The 26545-nt window shown below is 67.3% G+C and carries 22 protein-coding genes; 7 read left to right on the top strand and 15 right to left on the bottom strand.

The genetic code is table 11. The annotated features are described in order from the left end of the window. Positions 1 to 16 precede the first annotated feature (16 nt). The 7 genes from STARVERO_RS08310 to STARVERO_RS08280 all read right to left on the bottom strand — a co-directional run bounded on the left by STARVERO_RS08310 (position 17) and on the right by STARVERO_RS08280 (position 6863). Positions 17 to 1099, bottom strand: a complete 1083-nt coding sequence (locus STARVERO_RS08310; protein WP_159598505.1) for an ABC transporter ATP-binding protein — start codon at positions 1097 to 1099, stop codon at positions 17 to 19. Positions 1100 to 1150: 51 nt separating this feature from the next. Continuing rightward, on the bottom strand, positions 1151 to 2128 hold the full coding sequence (locus tag STARVERO_RS08305; protein ID WP_159598504.1) for a sugar-binding transcriptional regulator: 978 nt from the start codon (positions 2126 to 2128) through the stop codon (positions 1151 to 1153). A gap of 13 nt (positions 2129 to 2141) precedes the next feature. Next, positions 2142 to 3056 (bottom strand): sugar phosphate isomerase/epimerase family protein, encoded by a 915-nt coding sequence (locus STARVERO_RS08300; protein ID WP_159598503.1) that lies wholly within the window; start codon positions 3054 to 3056, stop codon positions 2142 to 2144. Beyond that, positions 3053 to 3862: a carbohydrate ABC transporter permease gene (locus STARVERO_RS08295; RefSeq protein ID WP_144342465.1), complete on the bottom strand. Its 810-nt coding sequence runs from the start codon at positions 3860 to 3862 to the stop codon at positions 3053 to 3055. The genes STARVERO_RS08300 and STARVERO_RS08295 overlap by 4 nt, the downstream gene beginning before the upstream one ends. Continuing rightward, positions 3862 to 4779 carry a carbohydrate ABC transporter permease gene (locus STARVERO_RS08290; protein ID WP_159598502.1) on the bottom strand — a complete coding sequence of 306 codons (918 nt, stop codon included), beginning with the start codon at positions 4777 to 4779 and terminating at the stop codon, positions 3862 to 3864. Before STARVERO_RS08290 ends, STARVERO_RS08295 begins: the two co-directional genes overlap by 1 nt. Before the next feature lie 65 nt (positions 4780 to 4844). Beyond that, positions 4845 to 5396, bottom strand: a complete 552-nt coding sequence (locus tag STARVERO_RS08285) for an SIS domain-containing protein (RefSeq protein WP_159598501.1) — start codon at positions 5394 to 5396, stop codon at positions 4845 to 4847. Positions 5397 to 5513: 117 nt separating this feature from the next. Then, entirely contained in the window at positions 5514 to 6863 is a 1350-nt protein-coding gene (locus tag STARVERO_RS08280; protein ID WP_159598500.1) for an ABC transporter substrate-binding protein, read from the bottom strand. A gap of 298 nt (positions 6864 to 7161) precedes the next feature. On the opposite strand from STARVERO_RS08280, the gene STARVERO_RS08275 reads away from it, so the two are divergent. Further along, on the top strand, positions 7162 to 7962 hold the full coding sequence (locus STARVERO_RS08275; protein WP_159598499.1) for an inositol monophosphatase family protein: 801 nt from the start codon (positions 7162 to 7164) through the stop codon (positions 7960 to 7962). Between the two features lie 28 nt (positions 7963 to 7990). On the opposite strand, the gene STARVERO_RS08270 is transcribed toward STARVERO_RS08275, so the two are convergent. From STARVERO_RS08270 to aptA, 4 genes are all read right to left on the bottom strand, one after another. Continuing rightward, complete coding sequence (locus STARVERO_RS08270; protein WP_144342471.1) at positions 7991 to 8593, bottom strand: L,D-transpeptidase; 603 nt, start codon at positions 8591 to 8593, stop codon at positions 7991 to 7993. Positions 8594 to 8831: 238 nt separating this feature from the next. Next, positions 8832 to 9638: a DeoR/GlpR family DNA-binding transcription regulator gene (locus STARVERO_RS08265; protein ID WP_159601671.1), complete on the bottom strand. Its 807-nt coding sequence runs from the start codon at positions 9636 to 9638 to the stop codon at positions 8832 to 8834. Positions 9639 to 9779: 141 nt separating this feature from the next. Continuing rightward, positions 9780 to 13187: an autotransporter domain-containing protein gene (locus tag STARVERO_RS08260; protein ID WP_244616656.1), complete on the bottom strand. Its 3408-nt coding sequence runs from the start codon at positions 13185 to 13187 to the stop codon at positions 9780 to 9782. Positions 13188 to 13801: 614 nt separating this feature from the next. Then, positions 13802 to 15136: an omega-aminotransferase AptA gene (aptA, locus tag STARVERO_RS08255; RefSeq protein WP_479692374.1), complete on the bottom strand. Its 1335-nt coding sequence runs from the start codon at positions 15134 to 15136 to the stop codon at positions 13802 to 13804. Between the two features lie 143 nt (positions 15137 to 15279). Between aptA and STARVERO_RS08250 the strand changes: the two genes are divergently transcribed. Then, complete coding sequence (locus STARVERO_RS08250; RefSeq protein WP_159598498.1) at positions 15280 to 15831, top strand: cupin domain-containing protein; 552 nt, start codon at positions 15280 to 15282, stop codon at positions 15829 to 15831. A 48-nt stretch (positions 15832 to 15879) separates the two neighbouring features. On the opposite strand, the gene STARVERO_RS08245 is transcribed toward STARVERO_RS08250, so the two are convergent. Continuing rightward, a complete protein-coding gene (locus STARVERO_RS08245; RefSeq protein ID WP_159598497.1) occupies positions 15880 to 16767 on the bottom strand; it encodes a LysR family transcriptional regulator in 888 nt (295 codons plus the stop codon). Between the two features lie 174 nt (positions 16768 to 16941). On the opposite strand from STARVERO_RS08245, the gene STARVERO_RS08240 reads away from it, so the two are divergent. Beyond that, the gene (locus tag STARVERO_RS08240; RefSeq protein WP_159598496.1) at positions 16942 to 17364 is read left to right on the top strand and encodes a RidA family protein; all 423 of its coding nucleotides are present in this window, start codon (positions 16942 to 16944) and stop codon (positions 17362 to 17364) included. Positions 17365 to 17810: 446 nt separating this feature from the next. Further along, a complete protein-coding gene (locus STARVERO_RS08235) occupies positions 17811 to 19619 on the top strand; it encodes an ABC transporter ATP-binding protein (protein WP_159598495.1) in 1809 nt (602 codons plus the stop codon). Positions 19620 to 19736: 117 nt separating this feature from the next. Here the strand turns inward: STARVERO_RS08235 and STARVERO_RS08230 are convergent, their stop codons facing one another. The 3 genes from STARVERO_RS08230 to STARVERO_RS08220 form a co-directional block, all read right to left on the bottom strand. Continuing rightward, a complete protein-coding gene (locus tag STARVERO_RS08230) occupies positions 19737 to 20936 on the bottom strand; it encodes an MFS transporter (RefSeq protein ID WP_200837898.1) in 1200 nt (399 codons plus the stop codon). Positions 20937 to 21018: 82 nt separating this feature from the next. After that, on the bottom strand, positions 21019 to 21549 hold the full coding sequence (locus STARVERO_RS08225; protein WP_144342477.1) for a DsbA family protein: 531 nt from the start codon (positions 21547 to 21549) through the stop codon (positions 21019 to 21021). Next, positions 21546 to 22058 (bottom strand): redoxin domain-containing protein, encoded by a 513-nt coding sequence (locus STARVERO_RS08220; protein ID WP_159598494.1) that lies wholly within the window; start codon positions 22056 to 22058, stop codon positions 21546 to 21548. Before STARVERO_RS08220 ends, STARVERO_RS08225 begins: the two co-directional genes overlap by 4 nt. Positions 22059 to 22454: 396 nt before the next feature. Between STARVERO_RS08220 and STARVERO_RS08215 the strand changes: the two genes are divergently transcribed. From STARVERO_RS08215 to STARVERO_RS08205, 3 genes are read left to right on the top strand one after another with little or no spacing between them, the layout of a single operon-like run. Further along, a complete protein-coding gene (locus STARVERO_RS08215; protein ID WP_159598493.1) occupies positions 22455 to 23798 on the top strand; it encodes a cytochrome c in 1344 nt (447 codons plus the stop codon). Next, entirely contained in the window at positions 23795 to 24292 is a 498-nt protein-coding gene (locus STARVERO_RS08210) for a (2Fe-2S)-binding protein (protein ID WP_159598492.1), read from the top strand. Before STARVERO_RS08215 ends, STARVERO_RS08210 begins: the two co-directional genes overlap by 4 nt. Continuing rightward, positions 24289 to 26544, top strand: coding sequence for a xanthine dehydrogenase family protein molybdopterin-binding subunit (locus STARVERO_RS08205; protein ID WP_159598491.1), 2256 nt, complete (start codon positions 24289 to 24291; stop codon positions 26542 to 26544). The genes STARVERO_RS08210 and STARVERO_RS08205 overlap by 4 nt, the downstream gene beginning before the upstream one ends. Position 26545 lies beyond the last annotated feature (1 nt).

Raw genomic sequence — 26545 nt, 5'->3', positions numbered from 1 at the left:
CCGTCGTCGGAATCGTTCAGAGAGCGAGGCCGGCGGCGTCGAAGAGATAGATGTGGCGCGGGTCGATGCCGAGATTGAGGACATCGCCCGGCTTGAGATCGGGCCGGCCGGCGGTGAGCGCGATGATCGGCTCACCCTCCGAACGGGCATAGAGCTGCGTCGAGCCGCCGAGGCTCTCGGCAAAATCGAGCGTGAGCGACAAGACGGGGGTGGCGGCGTTGACCGAGAGATGCTCGGGGCGCAGGCCGACGATGACCGTCTCGCCTGTCTTCACGCGCGCGGCCGACGGCGTATTCACGGTCAGCTTGCCGCCGGCGAAGGTCGGGTGCTCCAGCAAGAGGCTGTCGCCGGCGGCGGAGGCGACCTTGGCATTGACGAAGTTCATCTTCGGCGAGCCGATGAAGCCGGCGACGAAGGTGTTGGCGGGCTTGTCATACAGCTCGGTCGGTGAGCCGATCTGCTCGACGAGGCCGGCACGCAGCACCACGATCCGGTCGGCGAGCGTCATCGCTTCCACCTGATCATGCGTGACGTAAACCATGGTGGCGCCGAGACTACGGTGCAGCTTGGCGATCTCGACGCGCATCTGCGAACGCAGTTCTGCGTCGAGGTTCGACAGCGGCTCGTCGAACAGGAAGAGCTTGGGGTGGCGTACGATGGAGCGACCGATGGCGACGCGCTGGCGCTGTCCGCCGGAAAGGGCGCGCGGCTTACGGTCGAGCAGGGCCTCGAGCTGGAGGATGCGGGCGGCCTCCGTCACCTGGGCCTTGATCTCGGCCTCGGGCTTCTTGGCCATGCGTAGGCCGAAAGCCATATTCTCGAACACGCTCATGTGCGGATAGAGCGCATAGGACTGGAAGACCATGGAGACCTCGCGCTTGGCGGGCTCCTCATAGGTCACGTCCCGATCGTCGATGTAGAGCTCGCCCGAACTGACGTCCTCCAGCCCGGCGATCATGCGCAGCAGCGTGGACTTGCCGCAGCCGGAAGGACCGACGAACACCACGAACTCGCCCTTCGTCGCGGCAAAGCTCACGCCCTTGATGACGGGCGTGTCACCGTAGTTCTTCCGGATGTTGTCCAGTCGCAAGAAAGTCATCGGCTCAAAACTCCAGATTGGGCCAGCACCGGCATGCCGGGGCGCCGTCCGTCAGCTCTCCAGCAGAGCGGCGGCGCATCGCTCGTCCGTCACAAATCGCTTCACATATCCCGCCCGGAGGATCGCCCGGACGATCGGCACCTTGTAGAGACCGCCCGAGGCGAGGATCGAATAGCGCACCGATGTCAGCTCGTGGGGGGCGAGCGACAGCACGCGTTCGTTGAGCGGATGCTCCACCGGTCGGCCGTCGGCGTCGAGAAACACGCCGAGCAGATCGCCCACCGCACCCGCCGCGCGCAGGCTTTCGAGGCTTTCAGCGACCGTCTGCGTCTGTACCAGCAGCGAGCGGGTCGTCATGTCGCCGCAGGAGAGCAGCGCCACGTCCACCGTGCGCGCCCGGCGCATGGTCTCGCTGATGCCGTGATGGGAGAGCAGCATGGTGAGGCTCTCCGGCGTCGGGAAGTACAGCGGAGCGGCGAGGTAGTAGCATTCGGCGGAGATGGCGCGAGCGTAGCCGGTCGCCACCTCGAAGGTGCTCGACCCCGAACCGCGCGTGAGCCCGCCCATGACCGACGTCACCCAGCTCCGGGGCATGGGACGAGCGGTAATCCGCTTGAGCCCGGCGGCAAGGGTCTTGCCCCAGCCGACGCCGAGGCCCATGCCGTCCTCCAGCAGGCGATCCAGCACCGCGCCAGCGGCCTCGCCAATGACGCGCTGCTGCTCCGCCTCATCCGGCAGGGCCGGGACGACCGTCGCCTCGTCGAGGCCGTAGCGTTCCTTCAGGCGCTGCTCGGCTTCGATGCAGTCCGCCATCGGCAGGCGGATATCGATGAAGACCGAGCCGTCGGTGCGAACCTGCCCGAGGATCTTGTTGATCCGCAGCCGGGTGAGGCCGAGCTGATCGGCGATCTCCTGCTGCGTGAGGCCGCCGATGAAGTACAGCCAGGCGACGCGCGCACGGATCTGGGCGGCCTCGATCTCCTGAGACCCCGCCAGTCTTCCACGTTCACGCATGCTGCTGCCGTTCATCGTGCTGCTCCCCTCAGGCGAAGGCCCGCCTGAGCAGCGCCGAGGTCGTCTCGAGCGCCTTCAGGATCGACCCGCTGTCATGTTCGAAGGGATAGAACACTTCGAGGAAGACGGGGGCCGGCGCGATGCCGGTCCGGCGCAGCAGGGACGCCGCATCCACAGGATCGACCTTGCCGGGCACGGTGAAGTCCCAGTGGCGGTCGAGCAGGAAATCGGTCTGCTGGATGTGGACGGCGGTGATGACGTCCTTAAGTTCGCGGAACCAGGGCTCCATCGCGCCGTGATCGGTGCCGTAGAGAGGCTCGAACGTGCCGTGCCCCCAGTCGGGGCAGAGACGCCACGGCACCGGGCTGCCGGCCACGTCGGACATCATCTGCCGTGCCTGCGCCACGGTCCATGGCCATTCACGGCGCATCGGTGTTGGCTCGATGTAGAGCTCGCTCAGCCCCTCGGCCGCGGCGCGGGCGCCGAGCCGGTGCATGCGGGTGATGATGTCGGTGTAGTCCGCCTCGTCGAGGGCTTCCGCCTCGCTGCCGTCGAGCCGCGCCGGGATGGCGCCCAGCGGGCCGCCGACGCGCGTGATGCCGGCGAGCGCGGCGAAGCGATAGGCGCGGCCGAGCCATTCCTCCGCATAGTCGCGCACCGCCGGATCAGGGTGCAGCAGCTGGTTGAAGGTGTAGTGGGCAAGGCCGATGAAGGCGCTGTGGATGGTGATGCCGGTCGCCTGCGCCTCCCGCCGGATGGCGGCGGCGTGGCGCTCCACGATGGCGTTGGGCCACATGGGATCGACGAGATCGAGGGAGAACTGCACGAGGTCGAGCCCGAGGCGCTCGCGCACCACGCGGGTCCACAGTTTCGGCGTCACCCAGCGCTTCACGCAGAAGGACAGGTTGATGCCGAAGGGGATCGGCTCCCGCGCGCCCGTCACTTGGTCGCTCCCATGGTCAGGCCGCGCACCATGTGCCGCGAGACGATGAGGGCGAAGATGGTGACCGGCAGCACGATGACCGTGCCGGTGGCCATGATCTTGCCCCAGGGCAGTTCGTAGCCGGACATGAAACTGGTGGCGACGACCGGCGCGGTCTGCACGTTGCGGCGCGTCAGCACGAGCGCATAGAGCAGCTCGTTCCACGAGAAGATGAAGGAGAAGATCGCCGAGACAGCGATGCCGGGCGCGCCGAGCGGCAGGTAGATCTTACGGAAGATGGTGAACTGGTCCGCGCCGTCGAGACGAGCGGCCTGTTCAAGATCCGCCGGAATCGACTTGAACTGGTCGGTGACGATCCACACCACGATCGGCAGCTGGAAGGTGAGATAGATGAGGATCAGCACCAGATGCGTGTCGAGCAGGTTGGCCTGCATCGCCAGCAGGTAGACCGGCAGCGCCAGTACGATGGGGCTGATCATGCGGTTCGAGATGAACCAGAACCACAGGTCCGACTTGCCGCGGAACTCGTAGCGGGCGAGCGCGAAGGCGGCCGGCGCGCCGAGCAGCACGGCGAGAATGGTGGAGCAGGTCGCCACGATCAGAGAGTTGATGATCGCCCCGCTGACCTTCGTGTCGGCGAAGATCTCGGTGTAGTTCTGCAGCGTCGGTGTGAAGAACCACACCGGCGGCGAGGCGAGGATGTCCGCCTGGGTCTTGAAGCTCGCCGCCACCATCCACAGGAAGGGGAACAGCGAGAAGACGACCACGGCTGTCAGGCCGACGGCATGAAGGACCTTGCCGCGCATCAGTGGACCTCCCGGTAGAGCAGGCGGATGTACAGCCGGCTGATGATGATGGTGAGGATCAGCAGCAGGATCGCCTGTGCGGAAGCGGTGCCGAGATCGAAGATGCGGAAGCCCACGCGCTGGATGTAGATCGAGATGAGGTCCGTGGCCGAGCCGGGACCGCCGCGCGTCATCACGAACACCATGTCGAACAGCTTCAGCACGTCCGCCGAGCGCAGGATCATCACCGCGGTCAGGCCGGGTAGCAGATAGGGGAGCTGGACATGGCGCAGCAGCGCCAGCTTGGATGAGGTTTCCAGCCGCGCCGCCTCCTCGATCTCGCCGGGCACCATGGACAGGCCGGCGAGGAAGATCAGCGCGCAGAACGGCGTCCACTGCCACACATCCATGATGACGATGGCGGCGAAGGCGCCGTTTGGCGTGCTGAGCCAGTCGATCGGACCGAAGCCGACAAAGCCGAGGAACTGGTTGGCGACGCCGAAGTCGCGGTTGAAGATCAGCCGGCCGATGAGGCCGACCACCGCATAGGTAGTGGCGAGCGGCACGACCAGCGTCACGCGGGCAAGCGACTTCAGCATGCCCATGCCGGGCTTGTGCAGCAGCAGGGCGACGACGAGGCCGAGCACGACCTGGATCGGCAGGACCGTGACGTAGAACTTCGCGGTGAGCAGCAGCGAGGACCAGAAGGTGCTGTCCGTCAGCACGTTGACGTAGTTCTCGAAGCCGATGAAGGGAAAGCCGTCGCGCGGGCGGGTGATGTTGTAGCGGCGGAACGAGGTCACCAGCGCGAAAAGGGTCGGATAGATGCCGATCAGCAGGAGCGTCAGCACGGCCGGCGCCAGAAACCACGCGGGCGTCCAGCGGCCGTAACCCCGATTGGGTTTCGCGGGGGCTGCTCGGGTTGTGGCGTCACTCATGGCGTCGTCCTCATGGCGGTGTCCGGGAATATGGCGCCCGCGCCGTGCGGCGGGGGCGGCCCGGTTCACTCCAGATTCGTATGGTTGGCGCGCATCTGCGCGGGCGACACGCCCAGCCGCTCGCGCAGGCTGAGAATGAGGATCTCGAACAGCACGTAGAGGGCACCCTCGTAGAGCGAGCCCATGGGCAGCACCGAGGTGGTCGCGCCCCGATCACTCGCCATCGTCTGCGCCGGCACGGTGAGCACCCGGTCGGCCAGCGCGGCGGCGGCACCGTTGGGTTCTGCGGTGACGAGCAGCGTGCGGGCGCCGTCACGGCGTGCCACGCCCATCAGGGCGGAAACGGTTGAGAAGTCGCCCGGCCCTGCGGAGACGATGAGCAGGTCTCCCTTGCCGACCGACGGGGTCGTCATGTCGCCGACCATCGCGGCCTTCCGGCCGAGGTGGAAGAGGCGCATGGCGAGGCCCTTGATCTGCAGGCCCTCGCGGCCGACGCCATAGAGCGCGATGCGGTCGGCGTCCGCGATTTCGGCGACGGCGGCGTCGAATTCCTCGTCGCGCACCTTGTCGAGGCAGGCCCGGATCTCATCCAGCGCCCGGCCATGGAGAGTGGTCATGTCGTCGGATCCCGGCACGGTTCAGGACGAAAGGGGGCGGATGCCGGATCGCGGGTTCCGGCATCCGCCCGGAGAGGCCGGCGGCGGGGGAGAGAGCCCGACACCACCGGCTTCAACTCACTGGAGAAGCTTCTTCTTCCCGTCGTAGTAGCCTTCCTTGCCGAGGATCTCTTCCATGCGGGTGCCGATCTCCTTGGCGCCGGCCTCGACGGAGACCTCGCCCAGCTCGATCTTGGAACCCCACTCGGCGACGATCTCGGAGATCGCAGGCCAGGCCGGGAAGCGCGGGCGATACTCCGGCACGCCAGCCTGCCACGAGGCGACCATCGGCTCGACGAACTTGTACTTCGCCTGCACTTCCGGGTCCTTGTAGACCGACATGCGGCCGGAGACGCCGCCGGCGTCGACGTAGGCCTTGGCGATCTCCTCGGAGGTGGCCCACTGGATGAAGAGCCAGGTGGCCTTCTGCTGCTCGGGCGAAGCCTGGGAGGCGACGGCGAGCGAGAAGCCGCCGAGCGCCGGCAGACGGCCGGCCGGACCCGCCGGCTCGGGCGCCACGGCGAGGCAGTCGCCGAGCTTGGACGTCGCCGGGTCGGCGAGGGTGCTGTAGAAGGCCGACCACTCGGTGATCATCGCCACCTGGCCCTGCGCCAGCGCGTTCACCGCCTCGGCATGATCGAAGGACACGACGCCCGGCGGCATGTACTTGAGCAGGTCCTGGCGGAAGGTCAGGCCGGCCTGGCTTTCCTTGCTGTTGAGGTTCGACTTGAAGTCCTTATTCAGCAGCGAGCCGCCGAACGGCCACAGGAATCGCATGAAGCTGTCGGCCGACTGGGTTTCGCCGCGGCGCGACTGCAGGGCGTAGGCGTACTGGTTCTTCGAGGCGTCGGTCAGCTTGGGACCGTAGACATCCTTGAACTCGGCCCAGGTTGCCGGCGGCTTGTCGAAGCCGGCCTCCTTGAGCTTGCAGGAGTTGTAGAACAGCAGGCCGGAATAGTTGTCGAAGGGCAGGCCGTAGACCGTGCCGCCCCACGAGCCGAAGGCTTCCAGCAGCAGCGGGAAGAAGCCGTCGAGCTTGAGGTTCGGGTCGGTGATCGCCTTGTCCTTGGCGAGGTCCTCGACCGGCACCAGCCAGCCGTTCTCGGCGAACTCGCCGATCCATACGAGGTCGACCAGAGCCATGGTGAGATCGCCGCGCGAGGTGAAGTTCAGCACTTCCTTCTCACGGGCGTTCTCGTAGGGGACGATCTCGTAATTGACCTTGATGCCGGTCTTCTTCTCGAACTCGGGCAGCAGCTTGATGATGGCGCGGTAGCCCGGGCGATCGAGGAAGATGCCGTTGACCTCAGTGCCCTTCAGCGGCTTGGCGGCTTCTTCGAGCCAGTCGGCCATGGCAGCGACCGGCATGGCAGCGGTCGCGGCCGCGAGGGCGACGACGCTGGCGCAGATTCTCAATGCACGCTTCATCTTGTTTCCTCCTGAGATGGCGCAGCGCCGCGGTGCGGGCGAGGCCGACATTTGGACGGTTTGGCCCGTCTCTCGTGATTGGCGGCGAGTGCGGAAGCGGATGTCGTGCCGCTGCTTCCACCTTCCGCGAGATGCTCGCCGCACAGCGCACCAGCACCTTCCGGCTCCGGCGCCCGACCGTGCGGCAACCCCGTCGCTCAGTGTCGAAATCGATACATTTGTAATCTCAAATATGCAATAGCATCATCCAGAGGCAGAGCGGCAGCGAGCCGCTGGAAGGATCGGGAGACGGACGAGGATGGCATCGGGACTGAACGGCGAGGCCGATCCGCTTCGCGACCGGCTGGCGATCGCCGAGAAGCTGGCACGCCGGGCGGGCGGCAAGGCGAAGGCCTTCTTCCTCAATCGCGACACGCTGCATCCCGAGCTCAAATCGGCCTCCCAGGATCTCGTCAGCGAGGCGGATCGCGCTATCGAGGCGTGGTTGCGCGGGGCGATCCGCAAGCATTTTCCCCATGACGGGATCGTCGGCGAGGAGGAGGCGGCCTCCGAGGGCGGGTCGGGCTTCGTCTGGGTGATCGACCCGATCGACGGCACCATGCCGTTCCTCGTCGGCCAGCCGAACTGGACGGTCTCGCTGGGCATCGCGCGGGAGAAGCGGCCGGTGGCCGGGGTGATCTACGCACCGATGCTGAAGGAGCTTTATTCGGCGGCGGAGGGCGGCGGCGCCTGGCTCAACGGGCGCGTGCTCACGATGAATCCCGACTGGACCGTCGCCTCGACGACCATCGGTTTCGGCGCCACGCAGAAGGCGACGCCGGGGGAGGTGGGGGCCTTCGTGGAGGCACTCTATCGCGAGGGCGGCGTGTTGTTCCGCGTCGGCTCGGGCGCGCTCATGCTCGCCTATGTCGCCGCCAACCGCATCGCCGGCTATTTCGATCCGATGCTCTATTGCTGGGACTGCTGGGCCGGCATGATCCTCGTGCAGGAAGCCGGCGGGATCGCGACATTCGACGGTGATCTCGGGCGTCCCGGTCCGATCTGGGCGGGCAACCGGCACGTCCATGCCGATCTGCGTCGCCTGAGCGGGGCCGCCTGACGGCCCACGGCCTGGCGCGGCGATCCGTTCAGCGCACGATGACCCGCGTGCCGACAGGCGTCCGCTCGAAGAGGTCGATGACGTCCTCGTTGAACATGCGGATGCAGCCGGAGGAAGCCTGCGTGCCGATGGTCCATGGTTCCGAGGTGCCGTGGATGCGGTACAGCGTGTCCTTGCCGTTGGAGTAGAGGTAGAGCGCCCGCGCCCCGAGCGGGTTCTGCGGTCCCGGCTCGACGCGCTTCGGCAGGCCGGGGGTCTGGTTGTGCATGTCGTCCGTCGGGTGCCAGGCCGGCCACTTGGCCTTGCGCTGGATCGTGGCGCTGCCCTTCCACGCGTAGCCACTGGCACCGACGGCGATGCCATAGCGCCGGGCCTTGCTCTCGCTTTCGACGAGATAGAGGTGGTTCGAGGCGGTATCGACCACGATGGTGCCGGGCGCCTCGCCCGTGGTGTTCGCTACCTCGACCGGCAGGAAGCGGCTGTCGAACTTGGACCGATTCACCAGTCGTACCGGGTACGCCTCGTCCGCATAGGCCGCCGCCGACGCGGCCGGCGTCTGCTGGGGTGTCGCCGCGCAGCCCAGCAGGATGCTTGCGCCGAGGCCGAGCAGTAGCAGGTTCATCGGCTTCATGGTCGTATCTCGCTTGGCAGGTTCGGAAAAGCGTACGCCTACGGAAGGAAGGACGGTCCCTTCGCTGCCGCCATGGGCTGTCGTCGTCGACGGTAGTCGCGTAGCGCGGTGGGCCGTGGAGATCAACCCGCCTGCCAGAGGGCGCACGCTGCATGACCCGAAAGAGGCCGTTCGACCTGTTCAAGCCCTGTCATGCGGCCTGGCTCGACTTCTCGGCAACGGAACCCGCTATTGCTGTTCAGGCGAGTTCGAGCCTTGCGAGTTCGAGTGCGACCCCACTCTTGGCGGTTACGGCGGCGAGGCTGCCCGTCGGCGCGGTATCCGTGACGAGGATATCCACGTCGCGGAGCGAGCCCAGACGGACAAGCCCGCGCCGGCCGAACTTGCTGCTGTCGATGGCGAGGATCACGCTGCCGGCCTGCTGCATGGCCGCCCGGACGGCCGCGACTTCAGCATAGTCGTCATCGCCGATGTCACCGTCCTCGTCGATGCCGCTGACCGAAATGACGACGAAATCGAACTTGAAGGCCTGGATGAACTCGGCCGAATTCTGGCTGAACACGCCGCCATCCACCTGACGGACGAAGCCGCCGGGCACCGCGACCGTGAAGTCGGTTCGCTCGCTCAGCGTCGTGGCGGCGCGCAGACTGTAGGTGACGACGCGCAGGCCCTTGTGATCGATGAGCGCGCGGGCGACCGCCTCGCATGTCGTGCCCGTGTCGATGAAAACGGACGCATGGTCGGGCACCATACGGGCGACGGCGCTGCCGATGGCGTCCTTGGCCTGCGCATTGGCGATGCGGCGCTGGCGGTAGACGGTGGGATCGATGGGCGTCGAGGCGACCGCGCCGCCGTGCAGGCGGCGGACCTTGCCTTCCAGTTCCAGCGCGACGATGTCGCGGCGGGCGGTCTGGGTGGTGACCGAGAAGCGGCTCGCGATCTCCTCGACCGAGATGTACCGGTTCTGCTCGAGATATTGGATCAGGAACGCGTGGCGCCGCGCCTTCTTTCCCTCGTCATCTCGCTCTTCGTCGCGAATCTGCATCTCGGATCTCGATAGCGCTCGCAAAAATAACGATCGATCCATGGGGCGTCCATCAGGCCGCCCCATGGATCGAAGCCGTTCGGGGCCTGCCGGGTGTGCGACCCCGGCAGGCGGCGTGGTGGAAACCGGCACGACGTCGCGTCAGAACTTCACGCTCAGCCGGCCGGTGACGCCGTTGTCGCCAAGGCCGGAGCCGAACTGGCCGGAGTAGCTGATGCCCAGCGTCGCGTTCGGCGTGGCGGCGAAGTCCACCCCGGCGCGGATGATGGCCACATTCTCGGCGATCGGCGTCCCGCGGATACCGAAATCGTCGCCGCCGGCGAATGCCAGCACAGCTTGCGGGACCACGTCGCCCGAGGCGTGCTGCCAGCCGAGCGTGCCGTGCAGTGTGGCCACCGTCGAGCCGATGTCGAAGCTGGTCGAGGCGCGGGCGCCCAGGGTGGTGAACAGGGTGTCGAGATCGCCGGACGCACCGGCAAGCGCGGCGGCGCCGCCCTTCTCGACGAAGCCGTCATTGCTGAAGCGGACATAGGCGAGGCTGAGGAACGGCTCGATCGCGCTGCGTGCCAGATCGAACCGGTAGCCGAGTTCGCCGAAGACCTGCGTGGTCGACGCGTCGTAATCCGCCGAGAGGCTCTCGTTGAGCCCGGGAATGGCCACCTGGCGCGAGGTCTCGATGCTGTGCCAGGTGTGGCCGACGCCGAGGCGCAGGCCCAGCGGGCCGGAGCGCGAGCCGGCATAGAAGCCGATATGGTAGTTGTCGGCGTCGCCGCTGGAGACGAGATCGTCGAGTTCGACCGACGTCCGGCTGTAGCCGGCGAGCAGGCCGACCCGCCAGGCATCGCCGACCGCCGCGTCCGCGCCGGCCAGCAGGCCGCCCACATTGCTGGTCAGGCCCGAGGCATTGCCGTCGCCGTCGACGTCACTCCACGACCCGAAGGACTGGCCCCACACGGCGAAGCGGTTGGTGTCGGCGGCCACCGGCGCCGGGCCGGCCTTGTCGTAAGCCAGCACCGACATGTCCTGACCCGCCAGTTCGCCGCTGGCGGCGCGCAGGCGTTCGTTCGCCGCATCGCGCAGGAAGCGGCTGTCGTCGATCAGGACGCCATAGGTCGAGGCGTGCACCTCGCCGCCGATCTGCGCGAAGGCGGAGCGGGCGCTCGCCTCGTCGAGCATGACGATGGCGTCGTAGAGTGGCGCGCCGTAGCCGAGGCTTTCGGCGCCGCGCGCGGCGGAGCGCTGGTTGAAGGTGGCGCCGAGCCGGTCGAAGGCGGTGTCGTTGCGCGCCAGCGTCAGCACCACGTCGGTCGCGCCATAGGCCAGCGTCGGGTCGAGGAAGGCGAAGCTGGAGGTGACCTCGCCGAAGGCGCCCTCGATGCCGCCGGCCGAGATGATGATGGTGTAGCTGGTCTCCGGCTTGTAGTCGCCCGCGGTGCCGAGACTCATCAGCGTGCCGCCCTCGATGGTGGTCTTGCCGGTCACGGCGATCAGATCGCTCGCGCCCTCGGCGTTGAACTCGACCTCATAGGCGGAGCCGCTTTCGAAGGTAAGGTTGCCGGCGACGTTGAGCGTGCCGATCGAATTACCCGGCGCGACAACGCCGCCCGACGCGATCTTGAGACTGCCGACGGTGCCGGTGCCGGCGAGCGCGGCGCCATCCAGCACCGTAGTCAGCGCGGAGCTGGCGATCGAGCCGTTGACGACGAGCAGGCCGTTCCTGACGAACGTCTCGCCGGTATAGGTGTTGGTGCCGAACAGCCCGAGGGCGCCTTCGCCCAGCTTGGTCAGGCTGCCTTCGCCGGAAATCGCCCGGCGGATGGCGACGGCATTGGCGGCATCGGCGATCTCGATGCCGCCGCCGCCGGCCTCCAGCACCACCGAGCGGTCGAGAACCGCCATGTCGGTGCCGGCGATGCGCAGCGTTCCGTTGTCGAGGTGCAGGCTTGCCGCCGAGGTGCCGAGCGCGGTGTCCTCGTCGACGATGAGGGTGCCGCCGTCGGTCACCAGCGTCTGGCCGATGAAGCTGTGGTCGTCGATGCAATAGTCGACGATCGCCTGCTGCAGGCGCGGATCCGTGCTCTTGCAGTTGAGCAGCGTCTTCTTCTCCTCATCCGTCAGGTCGGTGAGGATCGGATTGCCGTTCTCGTCCGAGATCTGCCCGAGATAGACGTCGGTGCGCATGTTGTTGCGCGTCAGGTAGAATTCCTTGTTCTTCTCCTCGAAGGTCGTGGCGTCGGCGCCCCAGACGAGCCGGGTCTTCTCGACCGTCGCATCGTCGACCGTCTCCGTATAGCTCTCCAGCGCCGGGCCGATCCATTTCAGCGTGTGGGCGACCGGCTCATGGTCGGAAAGCGGACGGCCGTCATTGGTATAGCCGACCTCGTCGGCCACGCCGGTGTAGGGGTCGTTCGGATCGTCCGCCAGCACGTACCACTTGCCGAAGGGGCGCGAGATGAGGAAGTGGTCGATGGTCGCGCGGTCCCAACTCGTCCAGGTATTGGTGGAGTCCTGGCCGGCCGAGGGCCAGGTGGTGCTGCCGTCGCTGAGTTCATGCGGGGCGAACTGCTCGCGCTCATCCGGGTTCTGAAGCAGCATGTACTGCTTCTTCAGAATGTTCATCGTCACCGGCTGGTTGCTGGCGACAGGAAGGGTCTCGTCCTCGAAGCTGATCCCCTTTGCCGCCATGTCCTTGGCGACGATCTGCTCCCACTGGCGCCAGCTCAGCTGCGAGATGCTGGTCTTGCCGGGGAACTCGTCGCGATGGGCGTTGAAATAGTCCTGGATCACGTTGCGGTAGTGCGCCTGGCCATTCGGATCGGTGGCCTTCATCGCGGTCGCATAGGCGGTGTATTCGTCTCCCTTGCCTTCCGGCGTGTATTCCTTGGCGAGTTGCTTCCACAGGGTGGAACTGCCGCCGTCGACGATGGTGCGGGCGAACAGATAGGACTGCTGCTCGGCGGAGTGGAGGCCGCGCTCCGAGACGTCGCCGGCGTTGAAGTCGCCGACCAGAATGATCGGCGTGTCGCTGTCGCCGGCCCATGTGTTGAGGGCCTTGGCTTCCTTGATGCGCCCGCCCGAGGTGTCGGCATAGTCGAGATGCACCGTGCCGATGAGCGTCTCCGGTCGCCCGGCCTTGCCGTCCGCGACGGTGAAGCTGACATAGCGGCCCTGCGTGGTGACGCCGGGGAGGGTGTAGGTGCCGAAGGTGCCCGGCAGACGGGAGATGACGCCGACGTCGCCGACCAGCACGCCGCCATAGGTGCCGCGGCCGGCGTCCTTCAGGATGCCCGGAATGTCGCTCACGTAACGGCTGCCATTGGCCTCCTGGAAGGCCAGCACGTCGTAATTGCCGTTGATCATGAATTCGGAAGTGACGCCGGGATTCTGCTTGAACTGGTTCCAGATGTTCAAGGAGAGGATGCGCAGCGTGTCGTCGTCCGCCTGGCCGGCGGTTGTCCCGAGCGCGGCCAGCGCGGCGCCGCAGAGCAGCCGCGAGGTGATGGTGACGAGGCTGAGGCCCCGTCGACGGCGGGTATTCCTGATAGTCATCGTGCCAAATCCCCAAAAAGCTCAGATTTCCCGCTGCCTGGTTCCCGGAGCGCGGATGGTGGCTGCGGATTCCGGTCGGCGTCGTTTTGAGGATTGCTGATCTGGCAGAATACGATGTCAGTTATGTAACATTATCTGTCCAGCGTGATCGATCCTCCTACATAGATGGCGCGTCGTGCGACATGGCTTGGTTGCCTCTGGTGACGATGGCGGTGGTATTCCACCTGTTGGCCGCGCCCGTGCCGTATCGAAGGGGCTGTGCGAGGGAGCATAGGACTCCGCGAGGCTCAGGGCTCTTGTAACGATATGATTTATCGATGTTCTTATAGATTTGGACGACTTTTGTGTCTCATGGCGGTGTGTGACGCCATCTAAGGCACGCGACATTTCGCTGCGAGGTGAAGGGAGCAAGGGCGTCGGGTCTGATCTCTGGATGCTTCCTCTGCATCCCGCCGGGGTGTCGGCGACGCGATCCAAAATGTTGTTAAAACAACATGTAGCTGATGCCGGATTCCTGTCGTCCTTCCCGCTCCCTGGTTGCCGGCGCGCGGTCGATGACGGCAGCCGGCGCCGCACCGCCGGCTGGGGCGGTGCGGCGGGAGGCGTCGCTGGCGTCAGGCGGCGCGCTTGAGCGCGTCGGCGAGAGTGGAGGCGAGGTCGTCGATCTGGCCCTTTTCGACGATCAGCGGCGGCGACAGGGCGATGATGTCGCCGGTGACGCGGATCAAAAGGCCCTTGTTGAAGCAATCGACGAAGACGTCATAGGCACGGGCGCCAATGGCGTCCTTGCGCGAGGCGAGCTCGATGCCGGCGACGAGGCCGATGGTGCGGATGTCGACGACGTTCGGCAGGTCGCGCAGCGAATGCATCGCCTCCTCCCAATGCGGGGCGAGTTCCGCCGCGCGGGTGAGCAGGCCTTCTTCGGCATAGATGTCCAGCGTCGCGATGCCGGCGGCGCAGGCGACCGGGTGGCCGGAATAGGTGTAGCCGTGGAACAGTTCGATGGCCGCTTCCGGGCCGGTCATCAGCGCGTCGTGCATCTTGCGGCTGGCGAAGACCGCGCCCATCGGGATGGTGCCGTTGGTGATGCCCTTGGCGGTGGTGACGAGGTCCGGCGTCACCCCGAAATAGTCGGTCGCGAAGGGGGCGCCGAGGCGGCCGAAGCCGGTGATCACCTCGTCGAAGATGAGCAGGATGCCGTGGCGGGTGGCGATCTCGCGCAGCTTCTCCAGATAGCCCTTCGGCGGCAGCAACACGCCGGTGGAGCCCGCCATCGGCTCGACGATCACCGCGGCGATGGTCTCGGCGCCGTGCAGCGCGACGAGGCGCTCGAGGTCATCGGCGAGCTCGGCGCCGTGTTCCGGCAGGCCGCCTTTGGTGAAGGCGTTGCGCGCGGGATCGTGGGTGTGGCGCAGATGGTCGGCGCCGGGCAGCAGCGGGAAGACGCGCCGGTTGTTCACGAGGCCGCCCACGGTGATGCCGCCGAAGCCGACGCCGTGATAGCCACGCTCGCGGCCGATGACGCGGGTGCGGGTGCCCTGGCCGATGGCGCGCTGATAGGCGATGGCGATCTTCAGTGCCGTATCGACCGATTCCGAGCCGGAATTGGTGAAGAACACCCGGTCGAGTCCGGCCGCCTCGCCCCCCGGCGCGATGGCGGCGAGACGCTGGGCGAAGTCGAAGGCGACGGGATGGCCCATCTGGAAGGTGGGCGCGAAGTCGAGGGTGGAAAGCTGGCGCTCGACCGCCTCGGTGATCCGGCGACGGCCATGGCCGGCATTGACGCACCACAGGCCGGCGGTGCCGTCGAGCACGCGGCGGCCATCATCGCTCGTGTAGTACATGCCCTCGGCGGCGGCGAGCAGGCGCGGGGCCGCCTTGAACTGCCGGTTTGCCGTGAACGGCATCCAGAAGGCGTCGAGGGAAGGGGTGTTGGCGCGAATGTTCACGGCTGGTCTCCTCTTGCGGGAAGGGGGACCTTGGCCACGATGGGCGATGGGGAACAAGTCCTTTTCTTTCGTCCATCAAGTCATTGATATATATAGATAGAAAGATCAGAATTTTCGTTATTCGCAACGGATGAAACAGGCGCATGGTCGAGGACGATCTCGGAGGGCGGCTCCGCTACGTCCGCCAGTTGCACAAGCTCTCGCAGCGCGAGCTTGCCCGGCGCGCCGGCGTGACCAATTCGACGATCTCGCTGATCGAATCCAACACCAGCAATCCGTCGGTGGGCGCGCTCAAGCGTATCCTCGATGGCATACCGATCAGCATGGCGGACTTCTTCGGCCTGGCGCCCACCCTTCCGAAGAAAGCGTTCTATCGCGAGGACGAACTGACCGAGATCGGCAAGGGGCCGATCTCGTTCCGACAGGTCGGCGAGAGCGCTTTCGGCCGGGCGCTGCAGATCCTCAAGGAGTGCTACCAGCCCGGCGCCGACACCGGCGTCATCCCGCTGGTGCATGACGGGGAGGAGGGCGGCATCATCCTCAGCGGCCGGCTCGAGGTGACGGTGGACGGCGAGCGCAAGGTGCTCGGTGCCGGCGATGCCTATTACTTCGAGAGCCGGCGGCCGCACCGCTTCCGGTGTGTCGGCTCGGTGCCGTGCGAAGTGGTGAGCGCCTGCACGCCGCCGACTTTCTGACGGCGTCCCGCCGCTTCGTTCGGGGTTCCCTCCTTCACGGAGCTTTCTTCACACTTCCCTGGCGACATCGAGAAAGGCACGCAGGGCCGGCGGCACGGCCCGATGCCCGGGATAGTAGATCCCGATCGCTTCCGGGGCGGGCGTCCAGGCTGCGAGCACGCGGCGGAGCCTGCCATCGGACAGGCCCGTCTGAGCGGCCCAGTCCGCGACATAGGCGATGCCCAGTCCCTTCATGGCGGCATCGACCATCAGTTCCTCGTCGTCGAGGATGACGGAGCCGTTTGTGTCGATGACGAGCTCCTGTCCGGCCCGCTCGAACTCCCATCGATAGAGCTTGCCGCTGGGTACGCGATGGCCGATGCAGCGGTGGCGGTGCAACTCCTCGGGGCTGCGCGGTTCGCCGAAGCGATCGAGATAGGCCGGCGCCGCGATGCAGACGAATGCCAGCGGTCGGGACAGCGGCAGCGCGATCATGTCCTTGGGGATCGATCCCATGAGGCGAACGCCGGCATCGAATCCGCCGGACACGATATCGACCAGCCGCCCCTCGACGACGATGTCCACGCTCACATCGGGAAAGCGCTCCGCCATCGGCGGAAGCAGGTCGCGCACGAGAAAGCCGGCCGCCAGACGGGGAGCGTTGACGCGGACGGTGCCGGCGATGTTGCCCCGGAAGGGCGCTACGGCCTCCAGCGCCTCGTCCAGCAGGGCCAGTGCCGGCTGAAGACGGCCGAGAAGCTGGAATCCAGCTTCCGTCGGCGAGACGCTCCGCGTGGTGCGGTTCAGAAGTCGCACGCCCATGCGTTCCTCCAGCGCGCGCATCGCGTGGCTCAAGGTGGAGGGAGCCGTGCCGATCTCGTCCGCCGCGCGACGAAAGCTGCGGTGAGTGGCGACCGCGACGAAGGCGGTGAGATCGTTGAGTGAGGGGCGGAACATTGATGGCGATCTTGCATCAGCTCATGCCGATTTCAACGGCTAATCGATGCAATCGGATTGCCCTATCTCCTACTGGCCGGCTGTCGGGGGCGGAAGGCCGCCGACGCGAAGATGCCGCGCCGGCGGGGCGTTCGCCGTCCGCCGCACATCTCCACGTCAGACAAGGAATCCCACATGCCCAAGCGCGACGCCGTCTTTCCTGCCAACCGGCACGCCCTGTACGATGTCCACCAGTACTCCGCGGCCATTCGCTCCGGCGATCTTCTCTTCGTTTCGGGTCAGGTCGGCAGCCGCGAGGACGGCTCGCCCGAACCTGTCTTCGAGGCGCAGGTGCGTCGGGCATTCGCCAATCTGCGCGCCGTGCTGACGGCGGCCGGATGCAGCCTCGACGATGTGATCGATGTCACCACCTTCCACACCGATCCGCAGGCGCAGCTCGATGCGGTGCTGGCCGTTCGCGCGGCAGAGATCGGCGAGCCGCCTTATCCGAACTGGACGGCGGTGGGCGTCACCTGGCTCGCCGGCTTCGATTTCGAGATCAAGGTCATCGCCCGCATCCCTTCGCGCGATGAAAGCACGGATTACCGGGCACGCTGATTTCCACCATGACTGGCCCTCGTCATCGCCGTCGCCGATGAAGGAGCCGCTGCGGATCGCTGCCGGTGGCGCCGATGGCGACATCCAGCCGTGCTTCCAGCCGGCTGGACGGGATGACGAGGGCTGGGGACGTCCGCGTACACCATTGAAAATCCACTTCGACCTTTCCTTTTGCGGAATCGCGGCGGCATCGGATGACCACGCCGCCTCCCGACGAACAGCGTGACGGATTGCCGGCACAGCGCCTTTTGTGGTAGCAACGCGTCATTGACGCTGCGAACCAGGGAGGGGCGCGATGACGATTCTGTTCCGTTTGCCCGTCCCGGCCGGGATGGCGCACCGCTAGTTCGGCAGGCCGCGGAGCCGCGCTCCCCCGCCACCGTCCCCCGATTTCCGCTGATTTAGTCCTTCGCAGGAGAGGCGCGCCCTTTGCGTCTGTGCCCGTCATGTTTCCTACGTCCAAACGCGGCGCGGACGCGCTGCGCAATGTTCTCGCCTTCACCTTCCGCCACTGGGCCCGTCGCTGGCCGATCGCTGCCGGCATCGCTCTGACGATCACGCTTGCGACGCTGACGGAAATCTTCGTGCCGCTCTATGCCGGCCGGCTGATCGATGCCCTCACGGCGGGGAGCGGCGCGGCACCGGTGGCGCTGGAAGCTTTCCTGATCATGGCCGGGCTGGGCCTTGCCATGGTCGTGCTGCGCCATCTCGCCTGGTGGGCCGTGGTGCCGCTCACGCTCGACATCATGGCCGATGTCGTGCGCGACTCCTTTCGCCGGGTGCAGCGCTTTTCCAGCGATTGGCACGCCAACAGCTTCGCCGGTTCCACTGTGCGCAAGATCACGCGCGGCATGTGGGCGCTCGACGTCATCAACGACGTGTTGCTGCTGTCGCTGCTGCCCTCCATGGTGGTGCTCGCCGGCACGGTCGGGCTGCTGATGCTGCACTGGCCGATCATGGGGCTGGTGATGGCGCTCGGTTCGCTCGCCTATGGCGGGCTGACCGTGACGCTGGCCACGCGGGTGGTCGCGCCGGCGGCGCGGGTCTCCAATGCCTGGGACACCCGCATCGGCGGCCTGCTCTCCGATACGCTCGGCGCCAACCAGGTGGTGAAGGCCTTCGGAGCGGAGGCCCGCGAGGACGAGCGGCTTGCCGCGGTGGTCACGCGCTGGCGCCGCCGGGTGCGGCGCACCTGGATGCTGGCGACCTGGAGCGCCAGCGGCGAGTTCGCGCTGCTCTGGGTGGTGCGCACCGCCGTCACCGGAACAGCGCTGTGGCTGTGGTGGCGGGGCCGCGCCACGCCCGGCGACGTCACCTACGTCCTCACCACCTATTTCGTGTTGCACGGCTATCTCCGCGAGATCGGCCAGCATGTTCACAACCTCCAGCGGGCGGTGAACGACATGGAGGAGATGGTCGAACTGCACGGGCTGACGGCCGGCGTCGCCGACGCGCGCGAGGCACGGCCGCTGGCGGTGCAGGGCGGCGAGGTGCGTTTCGATCACGTCGACTTCCATTACGGGCGCCATGCGGCCCCGCTGTTCGCAGATCTCGACGTGCTCATCCCGGCCGGCCAACGCGTCGGCCTTGTCGGGCCGTCCGGTTCGGGCAAGACGACCTTCGTGAAGCTGTTGCAGCGGCTCTACGACGTCACCGGCGGCCGGGTGCTGATCGACGGGCACGATGTGCGCGAGGTGGCGCAGGCTTCGCTGCGCCAGCAGGTGGCCATCGTGCAACAGGAGCCGATCCTCTTCCATCGTACGCTGGCTGAGAACATCGCCTATGGGCGGCCGGGTGCGAGCGAGGCGGAGATCGAGCGCGCGGCGCGTCTCGCGAACGCGCACGACTTCATCCTGCGCTTGCCGAAGGGCTATCGCACGCTGGTCGGCGAGCGGGGCGTGAAGCTCTCCGGCGGCGAACGCCAGCGCGTCGCGATCGCGCGGGCCTTCCTGGCGGACGCGCCGATCCTCATTCTCGACGAGGCGACGTCCAGCCTCGATTCGGAATCGGAGGCGGCGATCCAGGAAGCGATGGAGCGGCTGATGCAGGGGCGGACGGCCATCGTCATTGCCCATCGCCTCTCCACGGTGCGGGCGATGGACCGCATCCTCGTCTTCGAGCACGGCCGGATCGTCGAGGATGGTCGGCACGAGACGCTGCTCGCCCGCCCTGGCGGCCGCTACCGGCGGCTGTTCGAGCGCCAGTCCGATGGCATGGCGCAGATCGAGGTGCCGGAAGGAGAGCCGGCGGGGTAGGGGGCTTGATGCAGCAAAGGTGGGCGCTCGTTGCTCCGCACGGGGCGGCGAGCGTCCATTCTCCGCATGGTCCGGGTCGGCGCCGTGAGCAAGGCTTCAGCGCAATAATTCCGCCGCCTATTGTTTTCGGCGCCAGGTCAGCAGTTGCAGCCCCGCCGCGCCGGCCGCGAAGGCGGTGCCCAGCACGCTGACCAGAAACCAGCCGCCGGTGCCCCAGGCGAGCGTCGCCGTGGCCGAGCCGATGGCGCCGCCGAGGAACATCGTTCCCATGAGCACGGTGTTGAGCCGTGCCCGGGCGGCCGGGCGGAGCGCGAACACGATATGCTGGTTCGAGACCAGGGCGCTCTGCATGCCGAAGTCGAGCAGCACCACGCCGACGATCAGGCCGGCCAGCGAGGTCCACAGGCCGAAGACGACCCACGAGACCAGCGTCACCACGGCGCCCAGCACTACGGCCTGTGTCGGCCCGCGCCGGTCGGCAAAGCGCCCGGCCAGTGGGGCGGCCAGAATGCCGACCGTGCCCACGAGGCCGAAAAGGCCGGCGATTTCCGCGCCAAGTCCGAATTGCGGTTCGGCGAGCCGGAAGGCAAGGACCGTCCAGAATACCGTGAAGGCCGCGAACAGCGCCGATTGCGTCAGCGCCGCGAGCCGCAGGGTGGGAAACTCCCGCCAGAGGTGCCAGATGGAGCGCAGCAGGCTCGGATATCCCATCGTGGAATCCGGTGCGCTGCGCGGCAGGACGATGGCCATGAGGGCGGCGGCGGCGAGTGCCATCGGCACCGCCAGCCAGAACATCTCGCGCCATCCAGCGTGGGAGGCGACAAAGCCGGCCAGCGTGCGGCTCAGCAGAATGCCGGTGAGCAGGCCGGCCATCACCGTCCCGACCGTCGCGCCGCGCTTTTCCGGCAAGGCGAGATGCGCCGCGAACGGCACGATCTGCTGGGCGACGGTGGAGAGGAGCCCGACGACCAGCGATGCCAGCACGAGCGTCAGCGCATTGGGCGCCATCGCCGCCGCAAGAAGCGCGGCCGACAGCAAGGCGAACTGCACGATGATCAGGCGTCGCCGTTCCATAAGGTCGCCGAGAGGGACCAGCAGGAACAGCCCGGCCGCGTAGCCGAGCTGGGTGGCGGTGGGAATGGCGCCCGCCAGCGGATCGGGCAATTCCTGCTCGATCAGCTCCAGCATGGGCTGGTTGTAGTAGATGTTAGCGACGGCGAGACCGGCGGCCGCCGCCATCGCGAAGGTGGTGCCATATCCAAGCGCGGATCGGGCAGAGGGGCTGTCGGCGGGACCTTCCGGGGCTGAATGCTGCATCGTCATGGGGAAACCGGCTCCGAGGAATGGAGAGCGGCGCCATCGGCGACGGCGCACGGTAAATGAGTGTGATGAGGAAGCGTCAGGCGCTGCGTCGAGCGGCCTGCCGGAGGATATCGACGAGGGCGTCGATGTCGCGGGGGCCGTCGTAACGGACGCCGTCGACGAACAGGCAGGGCGTGCCGTTCACGCCGCCGCGCACGCCGCCGATGAAGTCGTGGCGGAGCTTGTCGTCATAACGGCCCTCGAACGCGGCAAGCAGAAGGGCGCGGCCGATGCCGAGGCGTTCGCCATAGACGAGGAGACTTTCGTCATCGAGCGCATCCTGGTTCTCGAACAGCATGTCGTGAGCGGCCCAGAACACGCCGGCCTGCGATGCCGCCTCGGCGAACTGCGCGGCGCGCCGGGCATGGGGATGGGCATCGACGAGGGGGAAGTTTCGGAACACGAACCGCAACTGTCGCCCCATCGCCTGTTGCACGGCCTTCAACACCGGATAGGCCTCGCCGCAATAGGGGCATTCATAGTCGCCGTACTCCACGAGCGTGACGGCGGCGTCATCGGGGCCGAGGATGTGATCGTCGGCGCCGACCGGGGGGATCGAGCGGGTCATGCCGCGGCTCCTGTGTTGTGGGCGCGCGCCGTCATGTCGTCGAGCGCATCGAGGATGCCGTCGGCTCCGGGATTGAGGCCGAGCGGCGAGACATAGGACCAGCGGATCACGCCCTCGGAATCGATGACGAACAGCGCTCGCTCGGCGATGCCTTCCTGCGGGCGATAAACGCCGTAGCGGCGCGCCACCCCGCCCTTGGGCTCGAAATCCGCGAGCAGGGGGAAATGCAGCTTGCGCTCGCCCGCGAAGGCCGCGTGGCACCACACGCCGTCCGTCGAGATGCCGACGAGGCGGGCGCCGAAGCGGTGAAACTCCGGCAGCACCTCGTTGAACAGGGCGAGCTCGTCGCCGCAGACCGGGCTCCAGTCGGCGGGATAGAAGGCGAGGATAACCGGCGCGCCCCTCATCTCCGAGAGGGAGAGGTGCTGGTCCGGCGTCGCGGGAAGGCTGAAGTCCGGTGCGGCCTGACCGGGTTGCAGCGGAGTTCCGGGATGTGACTGATCGGCCATGTCGGCCCCCCTTTCATCAGTGCCACGGAGGCGTACCCGCCGGACGGAACCGGCCGTTGCGGCCACCGTGCGAACGCCTCCATTCGCGGTGCATAGTGAACCTTTCATTGGAAGGGGAAATTGGCCCTTCGCGTGCCGACGTAATACTTGAGTTTATTCTTGATCCTCCGCGGATCGTCTGGGCTCCCATCCGGCGGCGGGATGGCGTGCGATTGCGATAAGTCGACGGCTGACAATCTCGTATGACACGATTCCGGGTCTCGGGACTGGCCTCCTGTCATCCGGCATGCCCGCTGCGATCTAGGCGATAAGTCGATAATATATCCTTCGTGTCATGCTGTATCGAAATATTATGTTGGTAATAATGTATATCGTTTCCGGTATATGAGGTGTCTTATGCTGTTGAAGCGAGTATTTTTATCAGGAATTATTCTGGTCGCCGCTGGCGGTGCCGCAGCGCTGGCCTATGCCTGGCGCGGCGCGCTTCCTCCCATAGCTCCGCCGGCTGTGACTTCATTCCAGCCCGACGAGGTGCGCCGTGGCGCCGACCTCGCGTTGATCGGCGATTGCCGTACCTGCCACACCACCGCCGGCGGCCGCACCTTCGCGGGCGGGCTGGCGATGCCGACGCCCTTCGGGACGATCTATTCGACCAACATCACGCCCGACCCTGAGACCGGAATCGGACGCTGGTCGCTGGTCGCCTTCACCCGTGCCATGCGGGAGGGGGTGGATCGCGAGGGGCGCCACCTCTATCCGGCCTTTCCCTACGACCATTTCAGCCTGACCACGGACGCCGACCTGAAGGCGCTCTACGCCTTCCTGATGACGCGCGATCCGGTGGTTGCGGAAGCTCCCGCGAACGACCTGCCGTTTCCGATCAATATTCGCCTCGTCCTGGCCGGCTGGAAGCTGCTGTTCTTTCGTCCTGAGACCTACGTTCCTGACCCATCGCGCGACGCGCCGTGGAATCGTGGCCGCTACCTCGTGGAGGGCCTCGCCCATTGCGGCGCCTGTCACACGCCGCGCAACCTGATGGGGGCGGAGGTCCGTTCCCGGGCATTTGCCGGCGGTGAGGCGGAGGGCTGGGCCGCGTTTCCGCTCGGCCCCCATTCGCCGAGCCGGATTCCGTGGGCCGAGGCCGCCCTCGGCGATTATCTGCGGCAGGGCTGGCAGGCAGACCATGGCGTCGCCCTCGGCCCGATGCGGCCGGTGGTCGAGAATCTTGCGGAGGCGCCGGCCGAGGATGTCGCGGCGATGGCGCGCTATCTGGCCTCGCTCGGCGCGCCGGCCGCGACGTTCCCGCCGCTTCCGGCCGCCGCGCCGGATATGCCGGGGGTCCCCCCGCAATCCGCTGGCTGGCAGGCCGCGATTGCCGCGCCCGGCACCGGCCAGCCGGAAGGGCTTCGCCTCTTCGCCGCGGCCTGCGCCTCCTGCCACGAGGCGGGTCGGCCCCTGCCTCTGGGGGGAACCGACCTCGCGCTGTCGACGAGCCTGTCGGCCGACACGCCGCAGAACCTGCTGAACGTCGTCCTGCAGGGCGTGCCCGCCAGCGACGGGCAGGCGGCACCGATCATGCCGGGTTTCGGCTCCGCCATGAACGACGCGGCGCTGACGGCGCTCGTCGCCTATCTGCGCCAGACCGTCGCCGGCAAGCCGGGCTGGTCCGACCTGCCAGCCGCCATCACTGCGGCCCGCGATGCCGCCATTCCCTCGCCCCATGCGGGAGCCGCCCGATGATCACCTTCACCGTCAATGGCACGCAACGCTCCGTGACCTCCGACCCCGATACGCCGCTGCTCTATGTGCTGCGCGACGAACTGGAGCTGAACGGCGCCAAGTTCGGCTGTGGCCTCGGCCAGTGTGGCGCCTGCACGGTGCTGGTGGACGGGGAGGCGGTGTTCTCCTGCATCACGCCGGTGATGCTCCTGGAGGGGCGGAGCGTCCGCACCGTCGAGGGGCTCGGCACGGTCGACGAGCCGGGGCCGCTGCAGGCCTCCTTCATCGCGGAGCAGGCGGCGCAGTGCGGCTACTGCATCGCCGGCATGATGATGCGGGCGCAGGAGCTGCTGGAACGCATTCCAGATCCCGATGACGACGACATTCTCGCCGCCCTCGAGCCCCAGCTCTGCCGTTGCGGAACCCACATGCGCGTCATCCGCGCCGTCAAGCGCGCCGCCCAAGCTCTGGCGCAGGCACAAGCCCTGGCGCAGGCATCGGAGGGAGCCCGATGACGCACGCGATCTCCCGCCGCGACGTGCTGCGCGGCACCGGCGCGCTGGTGCTGGCCTTCAGCCTGTCGCGCCATGCCTTCGCGCTGACCGAGACCGGGGCGAGCGAGACGCCGCTGCGGGGGTTGCCCGGCAGCCTCGATTCCACGCCGCTGCTCGACGCCTGGATCCGCATCGAGCCGAATGGAAACGCGACGGTGTTCACAGGCAAGGCCGAACTCGGCCAGGGCATTCGGACCGCGTTGATGCAGGTGGCGGCGGAGGAGCTCAAGCTGCCCATCGCGCGCCTTACCCTGATCACGGCCGATACGGGGCGCACCCCGAACGAGGGCTATACGGCGGCCAGCCATTCGGTGCAGGATTCGGGTACCGCTCTCCGCAACGCGGCGGCGCAGGTCCGTGAAATCCTCATCGGCGAGGCGGCCCGGCGTGCCGGCGCCAGCGCCAGCGAGCTTTCAGCGCGCGATGGCGTCGTGACCGGACCCGGCGGGTTCCGCTTCGGCTATGGCGATCTGGTCTCGGAGCAGCTGCTGCATGTCGATGCCCAGCCGACCTCGATCCTCACCGATCCCAGGGATTTCACGGTGATGGACCGTCCGGTGCCGCGGGTCGACATCCCCGCCAAGGTCACCGGCGGGGCGGCCTATGTGCAGGACATGCGGCTGCCGGGCATGGTGCATGGGCGCATCGTGCGTCCGCCGAGCTACGGCGCCCGGCTCGCCGCCCTCGACGCCGGGCCGGTCGAGACGATGCCCGGCGTGCTCAAGGTCGTGCGCGACGGCGCGTTCCTCGGCGTGATCGCCGAGAAGGAATGGACGGCGATCCAGGCGATGCGCCGCCTCGCGGCGCTTGCCAGGTGGGACGAAACCGCCGAACTGCCCGACGAGGCCCGCCTGCCCGATGCGCTGATGGCGCTGCCCTCCAGGGACACGACGATCCTCGACGTCGGCCAGCCGGTGGCGCCGTCCTACGCCGTCGACGGGCTGTTCAGCCGTCCCTATCTCGCCCATGGCTCGATCGGTCCGTCCTGCGCCATCGCGCGCATGGAGGGCGACGCGCTGACCGTCTGGACCCATACGCAGGGTGTCTATCCCCTGCGCAACGCGCTGGCGACGCTGCTCGCCATGCCGCAGGACAAGGTTCGCTGCATCCATGCGGAGGGAGCCGGCTGCTACGGCCAGAACGGTGCGGACGATGTCGGCGCGGACGCGGCGCTCCTCGCGCGGGCGGTGCCGGGCCGGCCGGTACGCGTGCAGTGGATGCGCGAGCAGGAACACGCCTGGGAGCCCTTCGGGCCGGGGATGGTCGCGCATCTGCGCGCGGCGTTGGGGCCGGACGGTTCGATAGCGGCCTGGCAGCATGATGTCTGGAGCCAGTCGCACATGATGCGTCCGGGCCCGCCCGGCACGCTGCTGGCCGCGCGCGATATCGCCGATCCGTTTCCTCCCGCGCCGCCGGTCGACCTGCCGATGCCGGAAGGTGGCGGCGATCGCAATGCGGTGCCGCTCTATGTGCTGCCCAACGCCCGTGCCGTGAACCACTTCCTGCCGGAGATGCCGCTGCGCGGCTCGTCCATGCGATCGCTGGGGGGCTATCTCAATATCTTCGCCATCGAGAGCACGATGGACGATCTCGCCGGGCTTTCCGGACAGGACCCGGTCGATTTCCGCCTGCACCATCTCGCGGATGAGCGCGCGAGGACCGTCGTCACCGAGGCCGCCGAGCGCTTCGGCTGGAAGAGCCGCCCGAAGGCTCCTGCCGGCAGTGGTTACGGTTTCGCCTTCGCCCGCTACAAGAATCTCGAGGCCTACTGCGCCATTGCCCTCGAAATCGCCATCGATCAGGACACCGGCCGCACCGTGATCCAGCGGGCGGTCGCCGCCGTCGATACGGGGCAGGTCGTCAATCCGGACGGGGTGCGCAACCAGATCGAGGGAGGCATCGTGCAGGCGACGAGCTGGACGCTGTTCGAGAGCGTGCGGTTCGACCGTCGCCGCATCACCTCGATCGACTGGGCGTCCTATCCGATCCTGCGCTTCGCCCATGTGCCGCGCCACATCGAGGTGCATATCGTCGGCCGACCGGGGCTGCCCTTCCTCGGAGCGGGCGAAGCGGCACAGGGACCGACGGGGGCGGCGATCGCCAATGCCGTTCGTGACGTCACGGGACGGCGCCTGCGGACGCTTCCGCTCGACGCCGCCACGGTTCGTGCTGCGATGACAGCTTCTTCCCTGCCGACGCACTCCCCGTCCTGAC

It is taken from the genome of Starkeya nomas (assembly GCF_902703545.1).
Classification (GTDB): Bacteria; Pseudomonadota; Alphaproteobacteria; order Rhizobiales; family Xanthobacteraceae; genus Ancylobacter; species Ancylobacter moscoviensis.
Note: the sequence above shows the minus strand (reverse complement) of the source record. Positions and strands in the feature narration are given on the sequence as shown.